Origin of the sequence: Pseudomonas sp. BYT-1, assembly GCF_023611805.1 — a bacterium.
GTDB lineage: Bacteria > Pseudomonadota > Gammaproteobacteria > Pseudomonadales > Pseudomonadaceae > Aquipseudomonas > Aquipseudomonas guariconensis.
This window is the reverse complement of sequence record NZ_CP072559.1, coordinates 1,777,412-1,799,576: the sequence shown is the minus strand read 5'-3', so window position 1 is coordinate 1,799,576 and position 22,165 is coordinate 1,777,412. Positions and strand designations below refer to the sequence as shown.

At 66.1% G+C, this 22,165-nt stretch carries 8 protein-coding genes; 3 read left to right on the top strand and 5 right to left on the bottom strand.

Features of this window, described 5'->3' with window-relative positions; genetic code table 11:
* Positions 1-31 precede the first annotated feature (31 nt).
* The 4 genes from pvdP to J5X93_RS08160 form a co-directional block, all read right to left on the bottom strand.
* Positions 32-1,654, bottom strand: a complete 1,623-nt coding sequence (gene pvdP, locus J5X93_RS08175) for a pyoverdine maturation tyrosinase PvdP (protein ID WP_102081755.1) — start codon at positions 1,652-1,654, stop codon at positions 32-34.
* A 113-nt stretch (positions 1,655-1,767) separates the two neighbouring features.
* A complete protein-coding gene (locus J5X93_RS08170) occupies positions 1,768-3,168 on the bottom strand; it encodes an aspartate aminotransferase family protein (protein ID WP_102081754.1) in 1,401 nt (466 codons plus the stop codon).
* Positions 3,169-3,392: 224 nt separating this feature from the next.
* Positions 3,393-4,715, bottom strand: a complete 1,323-nt coding sequence (locus J5X93_RS08165) for an ATP-binding protein (protein ID WP_090345942.1) — start codon at positions 4,713-4,715, stop codon at positions 3,393-3,395.
* Complete coding sequence (locus J5X93_RS08160) at positions 4,712-5,395, bottom strand: response regulator (RefSeq protein ID WP_070574229.1); 684 nt, start codon at positions 5,393-5,395, stop codon at positions 4,712-4,714. Before J5X93_RS08160 ends, J5X93_RS08165 begins: the two co-directional genes overlap by 4 nt.
* A 206-nt stretch (positions 5,396-5,601) precedes the next feature.
* Between J5X93_RS08160 and dsbD the strand changes: the two genes are divergently transcribed.
* Genes dsbD through dsbG form a run of 3 tightly spaced genes read left to right on the top strand, consistent with a single transcriptional unit; the run spans position 5,602 to position 8,907 of the window.
* A complete protein-coding gene (gene dsbD / locus J5X93_RS08155) occupies positions 5,602-7,311 on the top strand; it encodes a protein-disulfide reductase DsbD (RefSeq protein WP_182941423.1) in 1,710 nt (569 codons plus the stop codon).
* Positions 7,311-8,147 (top strand): TlpA disulfide reductase family protein, encoded by an 837-nt coding sequence (locus tag J5X93_RS08150; protein ID WP_043212321.1) that lies wholly within the window; start codon positions 7,311-7,313, stop codon positions 8,145-8,147. Before dsbD ends, J5X93_RS08150 begins: the two co-directional genes overlap by 1 nt.
* Position 8,148: 1 nt before the next feature.
* Positions 8,149-8,907 carry a thiol:disulfide interchange protein DsbG gene (dsbG, locus tag J5X93_RS08145; protein WP_182818333.1) on the top strand — a complete coding sequence of 253 codons (759 nt, stop codon included), beginning with the start codon at positions 8,149-8,151 and terminating at the stop codon, positions 8,905-8,907.
* Between the two features lie 126 nt (positions 8,908-9,033).
* Here dsbG and J5X93_RS08140 read toward each other — a convergent pair whose 3' ends face one another.
* Entirely contained in the window at positions 9,034-21,987 is a 12,954-nt protein-coding gene (locus J5X93_RS08140) for a non-ribosomal peptide synthetase (RefSeq protein WP_250034613.1), read from the bottom strand.
* Between the last annotated feature and the right edge of the window lie 178 nt (positions 21,988-22,165).

Here is a 22,165-nt window from a genome sequence, read left to right as displayed (position 1 = left end):
TCGGGGCCGCAATGCGGCCCCTGGACATCGATCAGGACACGATGTTCTTCAGCGAAAGATGCCGCGCATACCAGGGCCGGCGAGGCACCCGCCGCACCAGATCGCCGATCGCATCATCCTCGCCAAAGGTGATGCGCAGCGCCAGTTTCATGATCTCGACATCCATCTCCACCGACTTGCCGGGACGCGTGCCAGGAACCGTGCTGCAACCATGGGTGTCCGGCCCCAGCCAGGGGTCATCGACCTCTACCCAGCGCCCTGGCGCGAACCAGTCCACACCGTTGACCTGCATACGCCGCACCTGGCCTGGGTGGTAGCGCTCCTGGGCGCGGTACCAGTCCTCGATCCGGTCGTCGATCCAACCATGGAAGCCCCAGAACACAGGGTTCACATGGGAAGAGAACGGGTCACCGAGAAAGTCGTTCTCCGGCCCGAACCAACGCAGGGCGAAGTCAGCCGGATCGCGGGCGAAAGGCACCGGCGCACCATTGAGCGGATCACGCGGCACCGAAGCCCAGCACATGTGCAGCCAGTCGTGCAGGGTCATCTCCATCTCCGATCCCAGCGCGCCCAGGCTCAGCTTCGCGAGGTACCGAGGGTCCTGGTATTGCGACTCCCAGACCTGGAAGTTACTGCAAAACGTCTCGCTGGCCTTGATCGCCGACACCCACTGCCCATAGGGCTCATCATCCGGCGCCTGCCAGCTCGGTGGCACACAGCAACCATCGTGATTCTCGTGATAGCGGGCAAAGCCTGCCCGGTCGAGCTCGACATTTGGCGCAGGCAATGGGAAGTGCGTCCAGGATGGTAAGTCCTGCAGCTGACGAGCGGTCTGCAGCATATGCCTGTGCATGAACAGAAAATCGATCCCCGAGCCATTGCGGTGCTTGCGCGGGCCGCGGGCATCGCGCTCACGCTCCCGTGGGCCTGGCTGCCAGCCCAGGCCACGCAGGGCGCCGCGCTGCTGTTCGGACAGGTCGTGCCATTTGTCCCGGGTGGCATGCCAAAGCTGGTGGAACAACCGATGCTCGGCACTGAGCACCCAGGCGTGCATCTGTGGCGTATAGCCGATGCGCTCGCGCGCTTCGGGGAAGCGCCGCTTGACCGCGACGAAGCGGCTGTCGGCCACCGGCAGCATGAGCGGTCGGTCCAACCGCTGCAGACGTCCGCTCAGGGTACCGGTGCCAGCATTGGCGAAATCGCCCCAGACCTCGTCGAGGCTGGCAATGCATTCGTAGCTGGCCCCTCCCTGCTGGTTCAGCAAGCGCCAACGCACCTGCGCAGACGATGCCTCGACCAGATCGCCCAACACTCGATAGCGGGCCACCCCGTCACTACGCAAGCGCTCACCGGTATCGACAAAGCCGCGCAAGCCGCGCCCCTTGGTGGCAACGTCGAGAAACAGCTCGACACCGACCACGGGCAACCCTTCAAGGCCCGCTTCTGTGCCTTCGAAGCGCAGGTCCCAGATGCCACGCAGGTGATCGGCCAGTACTTGTCCTGCGTAGTCGGCCAACTCGACGCTGGCCTCCCCTGGCGTGACGATGTCGTCCTCAGGATCGTGGGTCAGCGCCTTGTGTGCGTGATAGGCAGCCGTACCGGTTGCCCCCGCCACTGCCAGGCCTGCGATGAATCCTCGTCGGGAAATGCCCATTGCGCCTCTATCCGTTCCAGCCACACTGCGGGTTCTGTCCAAGCTAGGACGTAACCTGGATCGGGAAATTTACTGCTGGCAGAAGCCCCCGAGCCTTGGCAGGTTCCGTTCGTTCAACCGGCGGACACCGCTGCCTGCACGGCCTGAGCAAAGCGGTCGGCCACGTCGTCGATTTGTTCGGCACTGATGATCAGCGGTGGCAGGAAGCGCACCACCGCACCGTGGCGCCCGCCGAGCTCCAGGATCAAGCCGCGCCTGAGGCATTCGCGCTGAATTTTCGGTGCCAGGGTGCCGTTGGCCGGAGCCCGGCCCAGCGCATCGACGGCGCCATCCGGGTTCACCAGTTCGACCCCAAGCATCAGCCCACGCCCCCGAACATCTCCAAGCTGCGGATAATCCTGCTGCACACGCAGCAAGTGGCCACGCAAGCGTTGGCCCATGGCCTCGGCGTGCTCGGCCAGGCGATGCTCGACCAAGTAGCCCATCACCGCGGAACCTGCCGCCATGGCCATTTGGTTACCGCGGAAGGTACCGGCATGGGCTCCAGGCTTCCAGGTGTCCAGCCAGTCGCGATAGACCACCACCGCCAGGGGCAGGCTGCCGCCGATGGCCTTGGACAGGGTGACCACGTCCGGCACGATGCCGGCGTGCTCGAAGGCGAACATGCGCCCGGTGCGGGCAAAGCCACTTTGAATCTCGTCGACGATCAACGCGACGCCGGCCTGCTCGGTGATACGGCGCAGGCCACGTAACCACTGGATATCCGCAGGGATCACTCCGCCTTCGCCCTGCACCACTTCGACGATCACCGCCGCCGGCAACGCGACACCGGCTTCCGGATCGCACAGCAGGTTCTCCAGGTAATGCAGGTTGGCACGCACGCCCGCCTCGCCACCCAGGCCGAAGGGGCATCGATAGTCATAGGGATACGGCAGGAACTGCACGCCATTGGCCAGCAGCGCACCCAGCGGCTGTTTCGGCCCCAGGCTGCCCATCAGGCTCAACGCCCCCTGGGACATGCCATGGTAGGCCCCCTGAAAGGCCAGCACCGTGCTACGTCCCGTGGCGGTGCGTACCAGTTTCAGCGCCGCCTCTACCGCATCGGTGCCGGTCGGTCCACAGAACTGAACCTTTGCCTCCCGGCGCAAGGCTTCGGGCAGGATGCCGAACAGGTCCTGGACGAAGCGGTCCTTGACCGGCGTGGTCAAGTCCAGGGTGTGCAGGGGCAGCTCTTCGGCCAGCACGCGCTGGATGGCCTCGATCACCACCGGGTGGTTGTGGCCCAGGGCCAGGGTGCCGGCACCTGCCAGACAATCGATGAACTGACGGCCTTCGACGTCCTCGACATGGATGCCACGGGCACGCTTGAGTGCCAAGGGAATACGCCGCGGGTAACTGCGGGCGTTGGACTCCTGTTGCTGCTGGCGCAACAGCAGGGGGGAATCCTCGAACTCGTACAGCGTCTGTGGCGCGCTGCTCGGCAGGACCTGGGCAAGGCTGGAAGCGATCGACATCGGAAAAATCCTCGCGAACAAGCGAATGAGCCCCGCCACGCCCCGGTAAGCGGATGGGTGTCGGGTGGTTATCGCTTGGAAAACGCTTCAGCGAGGCAAGGATTTAGCTGTCAGGCAGGTTTTTCCGCAGGCGCACTCTTCGTGGGTAAACCCGCTCCCGCAGAGCCCAGGTGGGCCGAATGGGAACGGGTTTAACCGTCATGAGGTTTGCGCCACATCGAGGATCAAGCCTCCTGGCGCGCCGGCACCTGCAGCCACACCCGCAGCCCATCGTTGTGGCTTTCGAAGCGCAGGCTGCCGGCGCAGCGCTGCACGATGGCCTGGACAATCGCCAGCCCCAACCCGCAGCCACCGCTCTGGTCATGACGCCAGAAGCGTTCGGTCAGGTGCTCGATGTCCTCTTCGGCGATCCCCGGCCCGTGGTCCCGAACCATGAAACCCACCTGCCCGTCGGCCATCTGCACCTCCAGTTCCACCGCGTTTTCGCCGCCGTGGCGCAGCGCGTTGTCCAGCAGGTTGCGCAACGCCGCCACCGCCAGCGGCGCGGGCATGCCCAGGTAGATCCGGCTGGCCTCCTCCGGCAGGCGTACCACGATGCGGCGGTTGTCGCCGCCGCCGGCGTCTTGCACCGCCTGGCGTGCCACCTGCTCGGCGCTGCACTGCACGCCGTCGTCGAACGACAGGCTGCCCTCAACCCGGGCCAGCATCAGCAGTTGTTCGAGAGTCCGGTGCATGCGGTCAGTGCCTTGCTCGGCATGCTCAAGGGCCTGCTCGCGGACCGCGCCGTCAGTCATGCGCGCGACCTGCAGGTGGGTCTTGATCGCCGTCAGCGGGCTACGCAGCTCATGGGCGGCATCGTCGGTCAGGCGCCGTTCGCGCTCGATGGTCTGGGCGATGCGCAAGAACAGTTGATTCTGGGTCTCGAGCAATGGCTGCAGCTCACTGGGCATGCCCGCCACCTGCAGCGGCTCGACGCTGTCGGCGCGGCGTCTGCGCAGCGCATCGCGCATGCGGTTGAGCGGCTCCAGCCCTTTGCCGACGCCGATCCACAACAACCCTAGGCTGCCAAGCAGGGCCATCAATACCGGCGCTGAGGCTGCCAGCAAGATCGAGCGATTGAGCGCCTCGCGTTCCTGGTGACGGTCGGCGGTGGTGATGCGCACATCGCCATGGTTGTAGGTGAAAGTGCGCCACAGCGCACCGTCGATGGTCTGGTCACGGAAGCCACTGCGCTGATCGTCCATGGCACCGTCGTGCTTGTGGTTGCTGGCCAGGATCTCGCCGCGCAGGGAGCTGACCTGGCAGGCCATGCCATCCGGCACGCTGAGCTGGTCGGCGGAGAAATGCGCATCCTCGCCCTTGGCCGCCAGCGGCTGCGGCAGTTGTTCGATCAGCCCGGCGACCATACGCGCCGATGCGACCAGCCGTTGGTCGAGGGAAAACATCATCTGTTGGCGCAGGTCGCGCAGCATCCAGGCGGCGGCCAATGCCCAGATGATCACGAAGGCGCTGCCAAGGATCAGCGTCAGGCGCGCGCGCAGGCTCATGGTGCTGGCTCCTGCGGAGCCTGCGCCGGGCCTAGGCGATAACCCAGGCCGCGCACGGTCTCGACGATGCTGTTGCCGAGCTTGCGGCGCAGGTGATGGATATGGACGTTCAAGGCATTGCTTTCGACCTCGTCGCTGAAGCCATAGACGCAGTCCTTGAGCTGCTCGCTGGAGAGCACCCGTCCGGGATTTTGCAGCAAGGCCTGCAGCAGCGCCTGCTCGCGGCGGGACAGGTCCACCGCCCGGCCGGCCAGGGTGGCCTCGCAACTGCTGGGGTCGTAACGTAGGGGGCCATGCTCGATGACATTCACCGCACGACCCGCTACGCGCCGCAACAGAGTGTGCAGACGGGCCGCCAGTTCGCGCAGGTCGAAGGGTTTGAGCAGGTAGTCGTCGGCCCCGGCCTGCAGGCCATCGACCCGGTCGGTGACCGCATCGCGGGCGGTGAGCACCAGCACGGGCAGGGTCACGCCTTGTTGGCGCAGGCGGCGCAGCAGTTTGAGGCCATCTTCGTCGGGCAGGCCCAGATCGAGGATCATCACATCGAACTGCGCAGCCTGAAGCAAGGCCTGCGCGGCCGAAGCGGTGGCCACCCTGTCCACGGTCAAGCCTTGGGCGGCGAGGCCGGCGCAGATGCCGCTGGCGATCAGGTCGTCGTCCTCGCAAAGCAGTACGTGCATGAGGGGTCTCCGATGGGGAAGCTTGTATTGCACGCTTGGCGGATTAAGAACCGATTATGAATGATTAACGAGACGGCTGTACCCGCCCATTGCCAGTCGAACCTCGGGCGGCACTTGCAGAATGGCAGCAAAACGACACCGGTTAACTTTGGGTTAATCAGCCAAGGCCAGCATGGCCAGATTCACAGTACTGCCAAGGCGAAGACATGCGCGTTCTCCTGCTCTTCCTGACATTTCTGCTGGCCGGCCCGCTGCAGGCCAACCCGTTCGAGACCAAGCCCGACTTCCTGCCGGTCAACCAGGCTTTCGTCCTGACCCATGACCGCCAGGCCGACGGCCAGATGCGCCTGAACTTCCAGATCAAGGACGGCTATTACCTCTACCAAAAGCGTCTGAAGTTCGACGGCCTCGCGCCTGAACAACAGCCACAGCTCCCTCCCGCCGAAAACCACCATGATGAGTTCTTCGGTGACAGCGCGGTCTACCGCCACCAACTCCAATTGCTGATACCCGCCACTGCCCAGGGCCAATTGCGCCTGGGCTGGCAAGGCTGCGCCGATGCAGGCTTGTGCTACCCGCCTCAAACCACCGCCATCGACCTGGGTGGCCAGGCAATGCCGGCTTCGGATCAAGCCACTGACCAGGCCCTGGCCAGCGACCTGCAACAGGCCAGCCTGGCGTGGAGCCTGCTGGCGTTCTTCGGCCTTGGCCTGCTGCTGGCCTTCACGCCCTGTTCGCTGCCGATGCTGCCGATCCTCGCCGGGCTGGTCCTGGGCAATGGCGCCAGCGCCCGCCGTGGCTGGCTGCTGGCGGGGGTCTATGTACTGAGCATGGCGCTGGTCTATGCCGGCCTTGGCGTGGTGGCCGCCCTGCTCGGCGCCAGCTTGCAGGCGTGGCTGCAACAACCCTGGTTGCTGGGCAGCCTGGCAGCGTTGTTCGTGATGCTCGCCCTGCCGATGTTCGGCGCCTTCGAACTGCAACTGCCTGCCGCCCTGCGCGATCGCCTGGACCGTGCCGGCCAAGGCACCCGCGGTGGCAATGTGTATGGCGCAGCCCTGCTCGGCGCGCTCTCCGGTCTGCTCATGGGGCCCTGCATGACCGCACCGCTGGCCGGCGCATTGCTGTACATCGCCCAGAGCGGCGACGTGCTGCAAGGGGCGTTGGTGCTGTTCAGCCTCGGGCTGGGCATGGGCGTCCCTCTGCTGTTGCTGGTCACCCTCGGTAACCGCTACCTGCCCCGCCCCGGCGCCTGGATGAACCTGGTCAAGGGGCTGTTCGGTTTCGTCTTCCTGGCCATGGCCCTGTACACCTTGCGCAGCCTGCTGCCGGCCCCGTTGCTGCTGGCCCTGGGTGGCGCCTGGTTGATCGCCCTGGCCTGGGCCGCCTGGCCGGCCCTGCACCGTTTGCCGGCCCTGCGCGCGATCCCCTTGCTGGGTGCGCTCTGGGGCGGGCTGTTGCTGGTCGGCGCGGCCGCTGGCGGCGACGATCTGTGGCAACCCTTGCAGCCCTTTGCCGGCAGCGGCGTGCAAAGCGCGGCCAAGGCCGAGGACGCCTTCGTCACTGTCAGCCAGCCCCAGGATCTGCAACGCGAACTGGACGCTGCCAAGGCGCGTGGCCAGTGGGTCATGCTGGACTACTATGCCGACTGGTGCGTGTCGTGCAAGGTGATGGAGAAACAGGTATTCGCCCGGCCCGATGTGCTTGCCGACCTCGCCAGCGTGCACCTGGTGCGCCTGGACGTCACCGCCGACACGCCCGCCAGCCGCGAGTTGCTGCAACGCTACCAGGTGCCAGGCCCGCCCAGCCTGATCTGGATCGGTCCGGAAGGCGACGAGCGCCGAGCCCGGCGCATCACCGGTGAAGTGGATGCCGCAGCCTTCAAGCAACACTGGGCACAGACCAGGAGCCAAGGCTGATGCTGACTGTGACCCTGGGGCCACTGACCATGGCCCTCAACCACCTGCTACTGCTCGCGGCCCTGGCCGTGGCCAGTGTCGTGGGCTGGTGGGTGGCCCGGCGCGGCGGTGAAAGCCCCGAGTCGGCGCTGTTCAACCTGTTCCTGCTGGGGCTGCTGTGTGCCCGCGCAGGTTTCGTCCTGGCGTACTGGCCGATGTTCCGCGACGATCCGCTGCAGGCGATCGACATTCGCGACGGCGGTTTCCTGCTGTGGGCCGGCCTGATCGGCATCGTCATCGGCGCGCTGTGGCAGGGCCGGCGACATCCGGGCCTGCGTCGGCCACTGGGCTGGGCGCTGCTGAGCGGTGCGGTGTTCTGGATCCTTGCCAGCCTAGGCAGCCATCTCTACAGCAAAGGCACCGAGTTGCCGACATTGAGCCTGCGCAATGCCGGCGGCCAATCGGTGGCACTGCACGATTACCGAGGCAAGCCGCTGGTGATCAACCTCTGGGCCACCTGGTGCCCACCGTGCCGTCGGGAAATGCCTGTGCTGCAACAGGCCCAGGACGAGTACCCGCACGTGACGTTCCTGTTCGTGAACCAAGGCGAGACGCCGGAGAACGTCAGCACCTTCCTGGCCACCACCGGCTTGAGCCTGACCCACGTGCTGTTCGACGGTAGCGGTCAGCTGGCCCAGCAGGTGGGCTCCATGGCCCTGCCCACCACCTTGTTCTACACCGCCGAAGGGCGCTTGATCGGCAGTCACCTGGGCGAGTTGTCCCGGGCCAGTCTGCACCGCGCCCTGGAACCTTTCGAGCAGGCCAACCTGCCCGCCTCCGCCGCACAAGGAAATTGACATGCGATTGAATGCCCTCCTGCCCCTTGCCCTCATGGCTTTCACGGCCCCCGCATTGCAGGCTGAAGAGTTGCCCAAGGCCATCGAGCAACTGCAAGCCAAGGGCGCCGAAATCAAAGGCACCTTCGATGCGCCCAATGGCCTCAAAGGCTATGCCGCTGCCTACCAGAACAACGGCATCGCCCTGTACCTCACCCCCGATGGCAAGCACGTGCTGGTGGGCAGCCTGTTCGACGAACAAGGCAAGGACCTCAGCGCCGAGCCGCTGGAAAAACTCGTGTATGCCCCGATGAGCAAAGCGATCTGGGCGAAGATGGAAAAAACCGCCTGGATCGCCGACGGCAGGGACGACGCACCGCGCAAGGTGTACCTGTTCAGCGATCCCAACTGCCCGTACTGCAACATGTTCTGGGAGCAGGCGCGGCCTTGGGTGGAATCGGGCAAGGTGCAACTGCGCCACATCATGGTCGGCATCATCCGCGAGGACAGCCCGGGCAAGTCAGCGGCGCTGTTGGCTGCCAAGGACCCGGCCAAAGCGCTGCAACAGCATGAGAAAGCCGGCAAGGCGAGCACCCTCAAGCCGCTGGGGACCATCCCCGAGGCGGTGCGTCAAAAGCTGGAGGCCAACATGGCCTTGATGGAAGAGATGGGCTTGGCAGCGACCCCGGCGATCTTCTACCAGAATGACAAAGGCCAGTTACAGAGCCAGCAAGGCGCGCCGCGGCCCGAGATGCTCGGGCAGATTCTGGGCAAGCGCTGAACAGTAGCCTGCCCAGCCCCCTGATGCGCGGGTAAAACCGCCCCCGCAGGCACCGTGGTTGTGAGAACACCGCAGTGTCTGCCAGAGCGGGCTTCCCGCGAAGGGGCGCAACGCGGCCCCTACACCTCAAAGCGCCTCCAACTCCGCCATCAGGTCACTGAGCCGGTCGACCTTGCCCTCATCCAGCGCGCTGCCCTCCAGCGCTCGCACGTATTCGGCCAATGCCTCCACCGTGTTGCACTCGAACATCGCCCGCAGCGGCACATTCAGTTGCAACTGTTGTTGCACACGCGAGGCGATCTGGGTTGCCAACAATGAATGCCCGCCCAACTCGAAGAAGTTGTCGTGCACCCCCACGCGCTCGACCTTGAGCACATCGGCCCAGATCCCCGCTAGCGTGTGCTCCAGCTCGTCGCGGGGCGCCAGGTAGTCCTGGCTGTGCTGCGCGCCGATGTCGATCGCAGGCAGGGCCTTGCGGTCGAGCTTGCCGTTGGCGTTGTGGGGCAGGTTCGCCAGCCAGGCCCAGTGCAGCGGCACCATGTATTCCGGCAACTCGGCGCGCAGACGCGACTTGAGCTGCTCCAACAGCACGGCATAGGCCGCCACGCCCTGATGCGCCACCAGATAGCCGACCAAGTGCTTGCCGTTGATGCCTTCCTGTACGCCCACCGCCGCATCGCGAATCTCGACCTGCTCATGCAGACGGGCTTCGATCTCACCCAGCTCGATGCGGTAGCCGCGGATCTTCACCTGGTGGTCGATCCGGCCCACGTACTCGAGCACACCATCGACCCGGCGCCGTGCCAAGTCGCCCGTGCGGTACAGACGCTCGCCTGGGGCACCGTAGGGGTGAGGGATGAAAGCCAGCGCCGTGCGCAGCGGGTCCCCCACATAGCCACGCCCCACGCCGGTACCGGCCACGCACAACTCGCCCACCGCTCCCAAGGGCACCAGCGCCTGGGTCTCGTCGAGCAAGTACAGTCGGTTGTTATCGGTCGGCGTGCCAATCGGCAGGTAGCTGCCGCGGGTAGATGCAGCATCGACCCGGAAGAACGCCACATCGTCCGAGCACTCCGCCGGGCCATAGGCGTTGACCAGCCCGATGTGCGGATAGCGTTGCAACCATTGGGCGGCCAGCTCCGGAGGCATGGCCTCACCGGTTGGCAGCATCCAGCGCAGGCCCTCGAGTGCCCGCTGCTCGCTGGCGAGCATGCCCTGGATCAGCGAAGGCACACTCTCGAGCACCGTGATGCCAGTGGCCTGCACGTGCGCCAGCAGGCCTTGTGGGTCGTGGGCGATGGCGTTCGGCACGATCTGCACCCGGGCGCCGAACAAGGGCGCTGCGAGGAACTGCCACACCGAAATATCGAAGCTCTGGGACGCGGTCTGGGCGATCACGTCGTGCTCGTCCAACTCCAGGTACGGCACCTTGCTCAACTGGTTGTTGAGCATGCCGCGTTGCTCGACCATCACCCCCTTGGGCAGGCCGGTGGAGCCGGAGGTATAGATCACGTAGGCCAGGTTGTTGGGCGCGCTGTAGATGCCTGGGTTGTGACTGGCCATGGCACTGGCTTGCACCTGCTCCCATACCAGCAGCGTCGGCCTGGCGACCCCGGAGATCTCGTCGAGCAACTGACGCGCCTGCTCGGCGCAGGCCGCCGTGCACACCAGCACCGGCGTGCGGCTGAGTTCGACGATGCGCTGCAGGCGCGCAGGCGGCAGGCCCGGGTCCAGCGGCAGATAACCACCGCCGGCCTTGAAGCAACCGACGATCATGCCCAGCAGCGGCAGACCACGCTCGGCGAGCAGCGCCACCGGCTGATCGACGGCCACGCCCGCGGCGATCAAGGCATGGCCCAGGCGGTTGGCCACAAGGTTCAGCCCGGCGTAATCGCAGGACGCGTCCAGGCAGCGAGCGACCGTGCGCTCAGGGTGCGCGGCGACCCGCGCCTCGAACAGCTCGACATAGCTCTGCTCCAGCGCATAGGCGTGTTCGGTGCGGTTGCAGTCTTCCAGCAGGAAGCGTTGCTCGGCTTCGCCAAGCAACGGCAGTTCGGCCACATCACCGTCAAAGCCGTCTACAAGCGCCAGCAGCAGGCGCTTGAACTCGGCCAACAAGCGCTCGACGGTGGCGAAGTCGAAGTAACGCTGGTCGAACGACAGGTGCAGGCCCAAGTCGTCGCCCGGGTAGCACACCGCCGTGAGCGGGAAGTTGGTGTGGGTACGGCCCGAATCGGAGCTGGCGTTCAATTGCTGGGCATGGTCCAGCACGGCGGTTTCCACCGGGGCGTTCTCGAACACGAACAGGCTGTCGAACAGTGGCTGGCCCTTGGGCAGTTCGCTGCACTCCTGGATCGCTACCAGCGGCAGGTACTCGTACTCGCGCAGTTCCATATTGCGCTCAAGCAGGCTTTGCAACCATTGCCCCACGCGCTGACGCTGGCCCGGCTCGGGCAGTCGCACACGCAGGGCAATACTGTTGATGAACAGGCCGACAGTGCGCTGCATCTGCGGCAGGCTGACCGGGCGGCCGGCCACGGTGACGCCGAAGACCACGTCGCGCTCGCCGCTGTAGCGGGCCAGCACCAGCGCCCAGGCCGCCTGGGCGAAGGTGTTGATGGTCAACTGATGGGCCTGGGCCAGCTCGCGCAGTCGCACGCCGTCGCGCACGTCCAGGCGGGTGTAGCAGTCGCCGACGATCATGCCGTTGCCCGCATGGTCATGGCGCAGCGGCCGGTCGCTAGGGATGGCCGTGGCGCGCTCGAAGCCTGCCAGGTTGCGCTGCCACCACTGGCGCGCCTCACCCAGGTCCTGGCGTTGCAGCCAGCCGATGTAGTCGCGGTAGCGCGGCGGCACCGGCAACTGAGCGGCGCGCCCCTCGCCCAGGGCCTGGTAGAGCGCGAAGAAATCGTTCATCAGCAACGAACGGCACCAGGCATCGATGAGGATGTGGTGGTTGCTCATCATGAACCAGTAGCGGTCGTCAGCAACCCGTACCAGCCGCAGGTGGAAAGGAGCCTCGCGCAGCAGGTCGAAGCCGGCTTCGCGCTCCTGCTTGTGCAGCGCTTGCAGGCGCGCCTCCTGGGCCGCGTCGTCAAGACCGCGCCAGTCTTGGTAGTCCAGCGGCGTCTTGCCTGGTTTGTGGATGATCTGCAGCATCGCTTCGCCGGCGTTCCAGCTGAACGATGCTCGCAGGGCCTCGTGGCGCGCCACCACGGCCTGCCAGGCCTGGGCGAAGCGCTCGTGATCCAGGGCGCTGTGGATGCGGTAGCGGTCTTGCATGTAATAGATGCCTGTGCCCGGTTCCAGCAAGGTGTGCAGCAGCAGGCCTTCCTGCATGGGCGTGAGCGGGTAGACATCCTCGATCTGCGCTGCCGGTACCGGCAAGGCGTCGATCTGCGCCTGGGTCAGGCGAGCCAGCGGGAAATCCGAAGGCGTGAAACTGCCGGTGCCGTCGGCCAGGCAATGGCCGACCAGGGCCAGCAGCTCCTGGCGATAGGCCTCGGCCAACGCGGCGATGGTCGCCTCGTCATAGCGCTCGGTGCTGAAGGTCCAACGCAGTTGCAGGGCACCGCCATACACCTGGCCATCGACGCTGAGCCAATTGGGCAGCGGCGCATCCAGGTCATGGGCCAGGCCTGCCGGCGCATCCAGCGGCTGGAACAGCGCGGCACTGTCGAACTGCTGGTCGAATTGACCCAGGTAATTGAAGGTGATGCGCGCCTGGGGCAAGGCGGCCATGGCTTCGCGCCCGGTGGTGTCGGCCAGGTAGCGCAGCACACCATATCCCAGCCCCTTGTGCGGCACCTGGCGCAGTTGTTCCTTGATGCCCTTGATGGCCGCGGCGACGTCCTGTTCGGTGTCGCCCAGTTGCGGCGTCAGGCACAGCGGATAGGCATTGGTGAACCAGCCGACGCTGCGGGTCAGGTCCATGTCCTCGAACAGGCCGTCACGACCATGGCCTTCCAGTTGCACCAGTACCTGGCTGTCACCGCTCCAGCGGCACAGGGTGCGCGCCAGGGCGGTGAGCAGCAAGTCATTGACCTGGGTCCGGTAGACCGCAGGTGCCTGTTGCAGCAACTGGCGGGTCTGCTCCTCGTCCAGGCCGATGGCCAAGGTACGGGCATGGCGGTGCAGGTTGCCGCCCTGGGGATGATCGCAGGGCAGTTCGCGACGGGCAGTACCGAGCTGATCCTGCCACCAGCCAAGCTCGTCACGCAGCGAGTCGCTGCCGGCATAGCTGACCAGGCGCGCGGCCCAGTCAGCCATGGCGTGGGTCTTGGCCGCCAGTGGCTGGCCGCGGTAGAGCGTCTGCAGGTCCTCGAGCAACACGCGCCAGGACACACCGTCCACCACCAAGTGATGGATCGCCAGCAGCAAGCGCTGGGCGCCCTGCCCGTCGGTCACCAGCAGCGCACGCAGCAATGGGCCTTCGGCAAGGTCCAGGCTGCGCTGTACATCGGTGTACAGCGCCTGGCAATTCTCGAAATCCGCCACGGTGGCGACCCACAGTAATTGCTGGCCAGGCGATTGGACGTACTCGGCCTGCCAATGCCCGTTGGCCTGGGTAAAGCGCAGGCGCAGGCTGTCGTGATGCGCCACCAGCGCCGCCAGGGCGTGCTCCAGCGCCTGAGTCTGCAACGGCTGACGGACCTCCAGCAGCACGGTCTGATTCCAGTGTTGAGGGTGAACGATCTCGCTGTCGAAGAACCATCGCTGGATTGGCGTCAGGGCGCTGCTGCCCTGCCGAGCGCCCTGCTCGATGCCGCTTTGCGCCTCGCTACGGCTGACCACGGCGGCGAGCGCCTGGACAGTCTGATGTTGGAACAGATCGCGCGGGGTGAACTGCAAGCCCAGCTGGCGGGCGCGACTGACCACCTGAATCGACAAAATCGAGTCGCCCCCCAATTCGAAGAAGTTGTCCTGCACACCGATGCGGGCAACGTTGAGCACCTCTTGCCAGACCTGCGCCAGTTGCTGCTCCAGTTCGTTGGCCGGCGCCTGATAGTGCTGGCGTGCCTGCTCGATGTCCGGCGCCGGCAAGGCGCGGCGATCGAGCTTGCCGTTGCCCATCAGCGGCAGGCTGCTCAGCAGCACCAGGTGCGCAGGCACCATGTAATCCGGCAGGTGCTGCCGGGCATGGGCCTTGACCGCCTCGCGCAGGGCCACCTGGGTGTCGGCGTCAGCGCTGGCCTGCGGGCAGACCAGATAGCCCACCAATTGCTTGCCCCCCGGCAGGTCCAGGGCGACGACCACGGCTTCATCGACAGCGGCATGGGCCTGCAGCTGGCTTTCGATCTCGCCCAGTTCGATACGGAAACCACGGATTTTCACCTGCTGATCGGCACGCCCCACATACTCGACCAGACCATCGGCGCGCAGGCGCACCAAATCCCCTGTGCGGTACAGACGACCGCCCTCCTGACTGAACGGGTCGGCGACGAAGCGCTCAGCCGACAGCCCCGGACGATCGTGATACCCCTGGGCAAGACCGGCGCCCCCAATGTACAGCTCACCGATGCCGCCCTGAGGCAGTAACGCCAGGTCATCATCCAGAACGTAAGCCGTGCGCGCCCCGATCACCCGGCCGATCGGCACGCTGCCCGCATCCGCCGGCAACTGCTGCGGCGCAAGGCAGGCCAGCGGCATGACCACGGTTTCAGTCGGCCCGTAGGCGTTGAAGAACTGCTGTGGCAGGAATGCCTGGCGGATTCGCTGCAGATGCTCCCCGGTCAATGCTTCGCCCCCGGTGATCACCAGGCGCACCGGCAACTGCTCGTGCTGCCCAAGCAGGTACTGGGCCAACTGGCTACCGTAACTGGGGGTAAAGCCCAGGATGCTCACCTGCTGCGCGCGCACCAGCTGGCAGATCTCTTCGGCACCCCACTGGCCCTGGCCACGCAGCACCACCCGAGCGCCGCACAACAGCGGCGCCAGCAGGCGCTCAGTGGCGGCGTCGAAGTTGATCGAATAGAAGTGCAACTCGCAGTCGTCGCTGCGCATGCCGAAGGCCGCGATCACCGCCTGGCAATGCATGGCGATTTCGCCATGGCTGACCACCACACCCTTTGGCTGGCCGGTGGAGCCTGAGGTGTAGATCAGGTAGGCCTGATGCTGCGGCAGGTTGAGGTTGTCCAGTGGCGCATCGCTGTAATGCGCAAGCGACGCGGCATCGTCTTCCAGGCACCATTGGGCCACGCCTTCAGGCAGCCCCCCTATGGCATCGAACAGAGCACGCTGCCCGAGCAGCAGGCCGAGTCGGCTGTCCTCGATCATGTAGCGCAAGCGGTCGAGGGGATACTCCGGGTCCAGCGGCACATAGGCACCGCCGGCCTTGAGGATGGCAAGCAAGCCCACGACCATTTCCAGCGAACGCTCCAGGGCAAGGCCCACCCGCACCTGCGGCCCGACGCCACGTTCACGCAGGGCGCGGGCCAGGCGGTTGGCCTGCTGGTCCAGTTCAGCGTAGGTCAGGTGCTGGCCGGCGAAGGTCAGCGCCCGGGCCTGAGGGCTGCGCGAAGCCTGCAAGGCGAACAGGCCATGCAGGGTCTGCTCGAGCTCGAGGCCTTGCTCACCCTGCAACTGGCCGACCAGCGCGTGCTGCTCAGCGTTGCTGAGCATCGGCAGCTCGCACAGGCGCGAGCCCGGGGCATCGATCAGGCCGACCAACAATTGCTGCCAGTGCTCAGCCATGCGGGCGATGCGCGGCTCGTCGAACAGGTCACGGCTGTAGGTCAGGCAGCAGCCCAGGCGACCGTCCAGGTCAGTCACCTCCAGGTAAAGGTCGAATTTGGTCGCACTGGCGTCGTTGACCAGGTAATCCACGCTCATGCCCGCCAGTTCGCGGCTTTGCTGGAAGGCCCAGCGCTGGACATTGCACATCACCTGGAACAACGGGTTGTAGGCGCTACTGCGCGGGGGCTGCAAGGCCTCCACCAGCTGGTCGAATGGCAGGTCCTGGTGCGACTGGCCATCGATCACGGTGCGACGGACCTGTTCGAGCAATTGGCTGCCGGTCATTTGCCCATCGAGCTCGCAACGCAGCACCTGGGTGTTGAGGAAGGCGCCAATCAGCCCTTCGCTTTCCGGGCGGACACGGTTGGCCATCGGCGCGCCGATGCGCAGGTCGCGCTGACCGCTATGGCGGTGCAGCAAGGCGGCCAGGGTGGCGGTCATGGTCATGAACAAGGTCAAGCCATGCTGGCTGTTGAAGGCATGCACACGTTCGACCAGCGCGGGGTCGAGGTCGAAGCGGTACAGCTCGCCACGATGGCTCTGTACGGCCGGACGCGGACGGTCCGAAGGCAGCGCCAGCACCGGATGCTCGTGCCCCAGGCGGGCTTTCCAGTAGGCCAGTTGGCGGGCTGCTTCTCCGCTTTCGAGCCACTGGCGCTGCCAGACGCTGTAATCGAGGTACTGCACCGGCAGCGGCGCCAGGGGCGACTCGCGCTCATCGACGAAGGCCTCGTACAGCTCGCCCAGCTCACGGGCGAAGATGTCCATGGCCCAGCCTTCGGTGACAATGTGGTGCAGGGTCAGCACGAAGTAGTGTTCGCGCTCACCGGTCTTGACCAGGCAGGCGCGCAGCAACGGGCCGCGCGCCAGGTCGAACGGCAGGTGCGCCTGCTCATCGGCCAGTAGCTGCAAGCGCTGCTGGCGATCTTCGCCCTGGAGCGCGGAAAAATCATGCCACTGCACACGCAGCGGGCTGTCTTCGGCCACGCACTGATATGGCACGCCGTCGATCTCAGGGAAGGTCGTGCGCAGGGTCTCATGGCGCACGACCAGGGCCTGCAAGGCCCGCTCGAAGGCATCCACATGCAACACGCCGCGCAGGCGCGCCATACCGCCGACGTTGTAGGCCGGGCTCTCCGGCGCCATCTGCCACAAAACCCACATGCGCTGCTGCGAATACGACAGCGGCACTGCCTGGCGCCGATCGACCCGCTCGATGACGCCTTGCCGGTTGTGCCCGCCGTCGGCCTGAATGCGCTCGATCTCGGCGCAGAAGGCGCCCAGTTCGCTGGCCTCGAACAAGGCCTTGAGCGGCAGCTCGACGTCGAGCGCCTGGCGGGTACGCGAGACGATCTGGGTGGCGAGCAGCGAGTGGCCACCGAGGGCGAAGAAGTCATCCAGAAGACCGACCCGCGGCAGATTCAGCACCTCACGCCAGATCGCCGCCACCTGTTTCTGCACAGCGCTTTGCGGCTCGACATGACCGCGTTGCTGCCAGACCGGTGCCGGCAGTGCCTTGCGATCAACCTTGCCGCTCGGCCCTAGGGGCATCTGTGCCAGGTGAATCAGTTGCGCCGGCACCATGTAGGTCGGCAGGCGCTCGCCCAAGGCCGCGAGCAGCGCCTCGGACTGTTCGACACCGCTGTAGTAGCCGACCAGCTGCGCACCGACGGCATCGGGGTGGACCAGCACCAAGGCCTGGTCGACGCCCGGCTCGGCCAACAGGCAGGCCTGGACCTCCTGGGGCTCGACACGAAATCCTCGCACCTTGACCTGTTGATCGAGGCGGCCGAGGTATTCCAAGGCTTGCTGCGGCACCAGCCAGCGGGCACGGTCGCCGCTGCGGTACAGGCGCTCGCCGTTGCCATCGGGCTGGGGCACGAAGCGTTCGGCGGTCAGCCCAGGACGGCCCAGGTAACCACGGGCCAGTCCCGCGCCGCCCAGGCACAACTCGCCCGGTACGCCCGGCGCGGTCAGTTCCAGCTCGTCATCCAGCACTCGGCACAGCACGTTGCCCAGCGGCCGGCCGATCGGCGAGCGTTCGCCATCCTGCGTCTGGCAATGCCAGTGGGTGACGTTGATGGCGGTCTCGGTCGGGCCATAGCGGTTGTGCAACTGCACCTGCGGCAAGACTTGCAGCACGCGGTCACGCAGGTGCGCCGACAGCGCCTCGCCGCCGGAGAACACCCGGCGCAGGCTGGTACAGCTCGCCGCCAGCGGCTCCTGGACAAACACCTGCAGCAACGGCGGGACGAAATGCAGCGTGGTCACGCCATGGGCCTGCACCAGCTCGGCGATACGCCGCGGGTCGCGGTGCTCGCCAGGGCCGGCCAGTACCAGCGTGCACCCCTGGATCAACGGCCAGAAGCACTCCCACACCGATACGTCGAAGCTGATCGGTGCCTTCTGCATCAGCACGTCGCTGTCGTCCAGCGCGTAGGTGCCCTGCATCCATTGCAAGCGCTCAGCCAACGCGGCATGGGTGTTGCCCACGCCCTTGGGCTGGCCGGTGGAGCCTGAGGTGTAGATCACATAGGCCAGGTTGTCGCCGTCCAGGTGCAGGCCTGGGGCATGGCTCGGCCAGCTGTCCAAATGCAGCTGATCCAAAGCGATGGCACTGACGCCCTGGACCTGCGGCAGGCGTTCGAGCGTGGCGCTGTGGCTGAGCAGCAGTGCGGCGCCACAGTCGCTGAGCATGTAAGCCAGGCGCTCGGTCGGGTAATCGACATCCAGCGGCACATAGGCGCCACCGGCCTTGAGGATGGCTAACAGACCGATCATCAACTGTGGCGAGCGTTCCAGGGCGATGGCCACGCGGGTGTCCGGGCCGACGCCCTTGTCACGCAGGTAGTGGGCCAGGCGATTGGCCTGCTGGTGCAGGCTGGCGTAGTCGAGACTGCCACCTTCCCACACCAGCGCCGTACGCTCCGGTGTGCGTTGGCCCTGGTCGGTCAGTTGCTCGACCACCAGGCGCTGGGCGCTCGGCGCAGGCGCCTGCCCCCAAGCCAGCATTTGCGCATGGCCTGCGTCGTCGAGCAAGCGCACCTCGCCCAGCACGCGCTGCGGGCAGGCGCAGACTTGCTCGAGCAGGGTCAGCAGGTGCCTGGCCAGACGTTCGATGGTATCGGCCTCGAACAGCTCGGCGGCATAGTCGAACGCTAGACTCAAACGCCCCTGGTGATCCTGCTCGCTGTGCAATTGCAGGTCGAACTTGGCCTCGCGGCTATGCCAGGGCAATTCTTCGGCGAGCAGACCAGGCAGGCGGCGCAGCGCCGAAAGATCACGCTGCTGATGATTGAACATCACCTGGAACAGCCCCTGCTCGCGGGCATCTGGCAGCGCCTCGAGCAATTGCTCGAATGGCAAGTCCTGGTTGGCCTGGGCCAGCAGTGTGGCCTGGCGCACCTGGGCCAGTAACTGATTGAACGGCAGGCGGCCATGGAGTTCGGCGCGCAGCACTTGGGTGTTGATGAAAAAGCCCACCATGCCCTGGGTTTCCAGGCGCGGGCGGTTGGCGTTGGGCACACCGACGCGGATATCGCCCTGACCGGTGTACCGGTGCAACAGGCCTTGCCAGGCGGCCAGCAGGACCATGAACAGGCTAGCCTGCTGCTCGCGGGCCAACGTGTCCAGGGCAGTGGCCAGCGTGGCGGGCACCTTCACGCTCAGACGCGCGGCGCGATGGGTGCGCTCAGTGGCGCGCGGATGGTCGGTGCACAGGTCGAGCACCGGCAATTCATCGCCCAGTTGCGCCTTCCAGTGGTTCAACTGCCGCTCACCTTCGCCGCCGGCCAACCATTGGCGCTGCCAATGACCATAGTCGGCGTAGCCCAGCGGCAGGGGCGCCAGGTTGGCCTGAAGGCCTTGGCAATGGGCGGCGTACAGCTTGGCGAATTCGTCGAGCAGGATGTTCAACGACCAGCCATCGGCAACGATGTGGTGCAGGGTTACCCAGAGCTGGTGGTCCTCATCGCCCAGGCGCGCCAGCGTGACGCGCAGCAGCGGTCCTTGGGTGAGGTCGAACGGCTGCCGCGCCTCGGCCTCGCGACAGGCCAGGACCTGCTCGGCGTCCGCCCCTTGCAGATCCGTGCGGTGCAGCTCGAAGGTCGCCTCGGGCAAGACCTGCTGCATGGCCTGGCCGTCGACCTCGCAAAAATGCGTACGCAAGGACTCGTGACGTGCCACCAGCGCCTGGAAGCTCGCCTGCAGCGCCGACTCGTCCAACTCACCCCGCAGGTGCAAACCGGCAGGGATGTTATAGGCCGCCGACTCCGGCGCCAGCTGCCACAGTAGCCACAGACGGTTCTGCGCCAGCGATTGCGGCAGAGCCTTGCCACGCCCCAGAGCATCGATGGCCGCGGACGCGGTGCCACCTTCGGCCAGGCTCGCTGCCACCGCAGTGCTGTAATCGGCCAGGGTCGGCGACTCGAACAGCGTGCTCAGGCTCAGGCCGACACCCAGTGCGTCCGCCAGGCGAGCGGTCGCCTGGGTGGCGGCGATAGAGTTGCCGCCCAGCAGCAGGAAATGATCGTCCGGTGCCACCGTTTCGACCTTGAGCACCTCGCGCCAGATGGCCGCAATACGCTCCTGCAGCTCACCACCTATCGCCTGCGCAGCCACAGGCGCTTCGACAGTCGGAAAACGTGCATAGCAGTCCAGGCTGCCATCGGCCATGCGCAGGCGGCAGGCCGAGCGCTGGAGCTTGCCACTGGAGGTCTTGGGCAAGGCGCCGGGGTTGAGCAGCAGTACCACCGCAGGTGCCTGGCGGCAGGCATCGGCAATGACCTGGCGCACAGTACGGATCAGGTCCTGAGGTTTGATGACCTTCTGCACGTTGCGGCTGATCTCCACCGCCACGCCGATACCCTCTTCCCCCTGGTCGTCCACGGCGAATACCGCGACACGGCCTTTACGCAGCCCTTCGACCTCGCGTTCAAGGGTCTTTTCCAGGTCCTGTGGGTAGAGGTTCTGGCCCCGAACGATGAGCATGTCTTTCAGGCGCCCGGTGACGAACACCTCGCCATCACGCATGAAGCCCAGGTCCCCGGTGCGCAGCCAGGTCTGGCCGTCCTGCTCGACAAAGGTGCGTGCGGTGGCCTCTGGGTTGCGCCAATAGCCCTGCGCGATGCTCGGCCCTGCAGCCCACACTTCGCCGATGCGGTTATCGCCCAACACCGCCAGGCGCTGCGGGTCGACGATGCGCACGGCGTGGCCGGGCTGCGGATAGCCACAGCTCATCAGTACACTGCCCTGGCCAGGTTCGGCGCGATTGGCGGCGAGCGCCTCGGCGTCCAGGGCCATGGCAGCGATGCCCTGGCCCCGGCGGCTACCGCTGACGAACAGCGTCGCCTCGGCCAGGCCGTAGCTGGCAAAGAAGCTGCTCGCCTCGAATCCACATGCACTGAACTTGTCCGCGAAGGTCTGCAGGCTGTCCTGGCGAATCGGCTCGGACCCTGAATACGCCACCCGCCAACGGCTCAGATCCAGGCCAGCCAGGGCCGCCTCGCTGACCCGCTCGCTACACAGGCGGTAGGCGAAATCCGGACCACCGCTGATGGTGCCGCCATAGTCGCTGATCGCCTGCAGCCAGCGCTGTGGCCGGGCAAGGAAATAGCCCGGCGACATCAGCACGCAGGGCACGCCGCTGAAGATCGGTTGCAAGAGCCCGCCGATCAGGCCCATGTCGTGGTACAGCGGCAACCAGCTGACGATCACGTCGTCCGGGTTCAGGTCGATGCCAAAGCCCTGACGGATCAGTTGCTCGTTGGCCACCAGGTTGCCATGGCTGACCTGCACGCCCTTGGGCAAGGCAGTCGAGCCGGAGGTGTATTGCAAGAAGGCAATGTGCTCACCGGTCAGCACCGGCTCGCGCCAGTCGGCCGCCAGCGCCGGGTCCAGACAGTCCACGGCCAGCAGGCCAGGGGCGCCCTGCTGCGCTAGGGCATCGAGGCCCTGCAAGCTGTCGCGCAAGGCGTCGACGGTGAGCAGCAGGCGCGGCTGGGCATCGTCGATGATCGATAGCAGACGCTCCTGGTGATGGCGCCGCGAAGATTCCGGCGGATACGCCGGCACGGCAATGACCCCGGCGTACAGGCACCCGAAGAACGCCGCCACGTAGTCCTGGCCACTGGGAAACAGCAGTACCGCCCGGTCGCCAAAATCGGTACGCGCCTGCAGCGCCGCGGCAATGGCCCTCGCTCGCAGATCCAGCTCCTGATAGCTGAGCACGGCCTGCTCGCTGGGATCATCGGCCAGAAAGCGCAAGGCGATCCGGTCGGGGGTCCGCGTGGCGCGCTGCGCCAGGGCGTGGACCAACGAGAGCGGGAGTTCGAAGGCGTCCATCATGGGGAGTTCCTGCCAGTGTCTGGATAAGTCGTGCCGACGCTGCGCCGCGAGACAGGCGCAAAGCGTTCGACAGCCGGATGTACACAGGGGAACGGATGGGCGGGGCAAATAATTAAACCGCTTGGCAGCGGCAGACAAAGCAGACGAGAGGCGAAAGGGGCCGATTTCAACGGTCGAG

Bases quoted from the DNA above. Each gene is read 5' to 3' on its own strand.
- pvdP (WP_102081755.1), bottom strand. From the start codon at position 1,654: ATGGGCATTTCCCGACGAGGATTCATCGCAGGCCTGGCAGTGGCGGGG.
- J5X93_RS08170 (WP_102081754.1), bottom strand. From the start codon at position 3,168: ATGTCGATCGCTTCCAGCCTTGCCCAGGTCCTGCCGAGCAGCGCGCCA.
- J5X93_RS08165 (WP_090345942.1), bottom strand. From the start codon at position 4,715: ATGAGCCTGCGCGCGCGCCTGACGCTGATCCTTGGCAGCGCCTTCGTG.
- J5X93_RS08160 (WP_070574229.1), bottom strand. From the start codon at position 5,395: ATGCACGTACTGCTTTGCGAGGACGACGACCTGATCGCCAGCGGCATC.
- dsbD (WP_182941423.1), top strand. From the start codon at position 5,602: ATGCGCGTTCTCCTGCTCTTCCTGACATTTCTGCTGGCCGGCCCGCTG.
- J5X93_RS08150 (WP_043212321.1), top strand. From the start codon at position 7,311: ATGCTGACTGTGACCCTGGGGCCACTGACCATGGCCCTCAACCACCTG.
- dsbG (WP_182818333.1), top strand. From the start codon at position 8,149: ATGCGATTGAATGCCCTCCTGCCCCTTGCCCTCATGGCTTTCACGGCC.
- J5X93_RS08140 (WP_250034613.1), bottom strand. From the start codon at position 21,987: ATGATGGACGCCTTCGAACTCCCGCTCTCGTTGGTCCACGCCCTGGCG.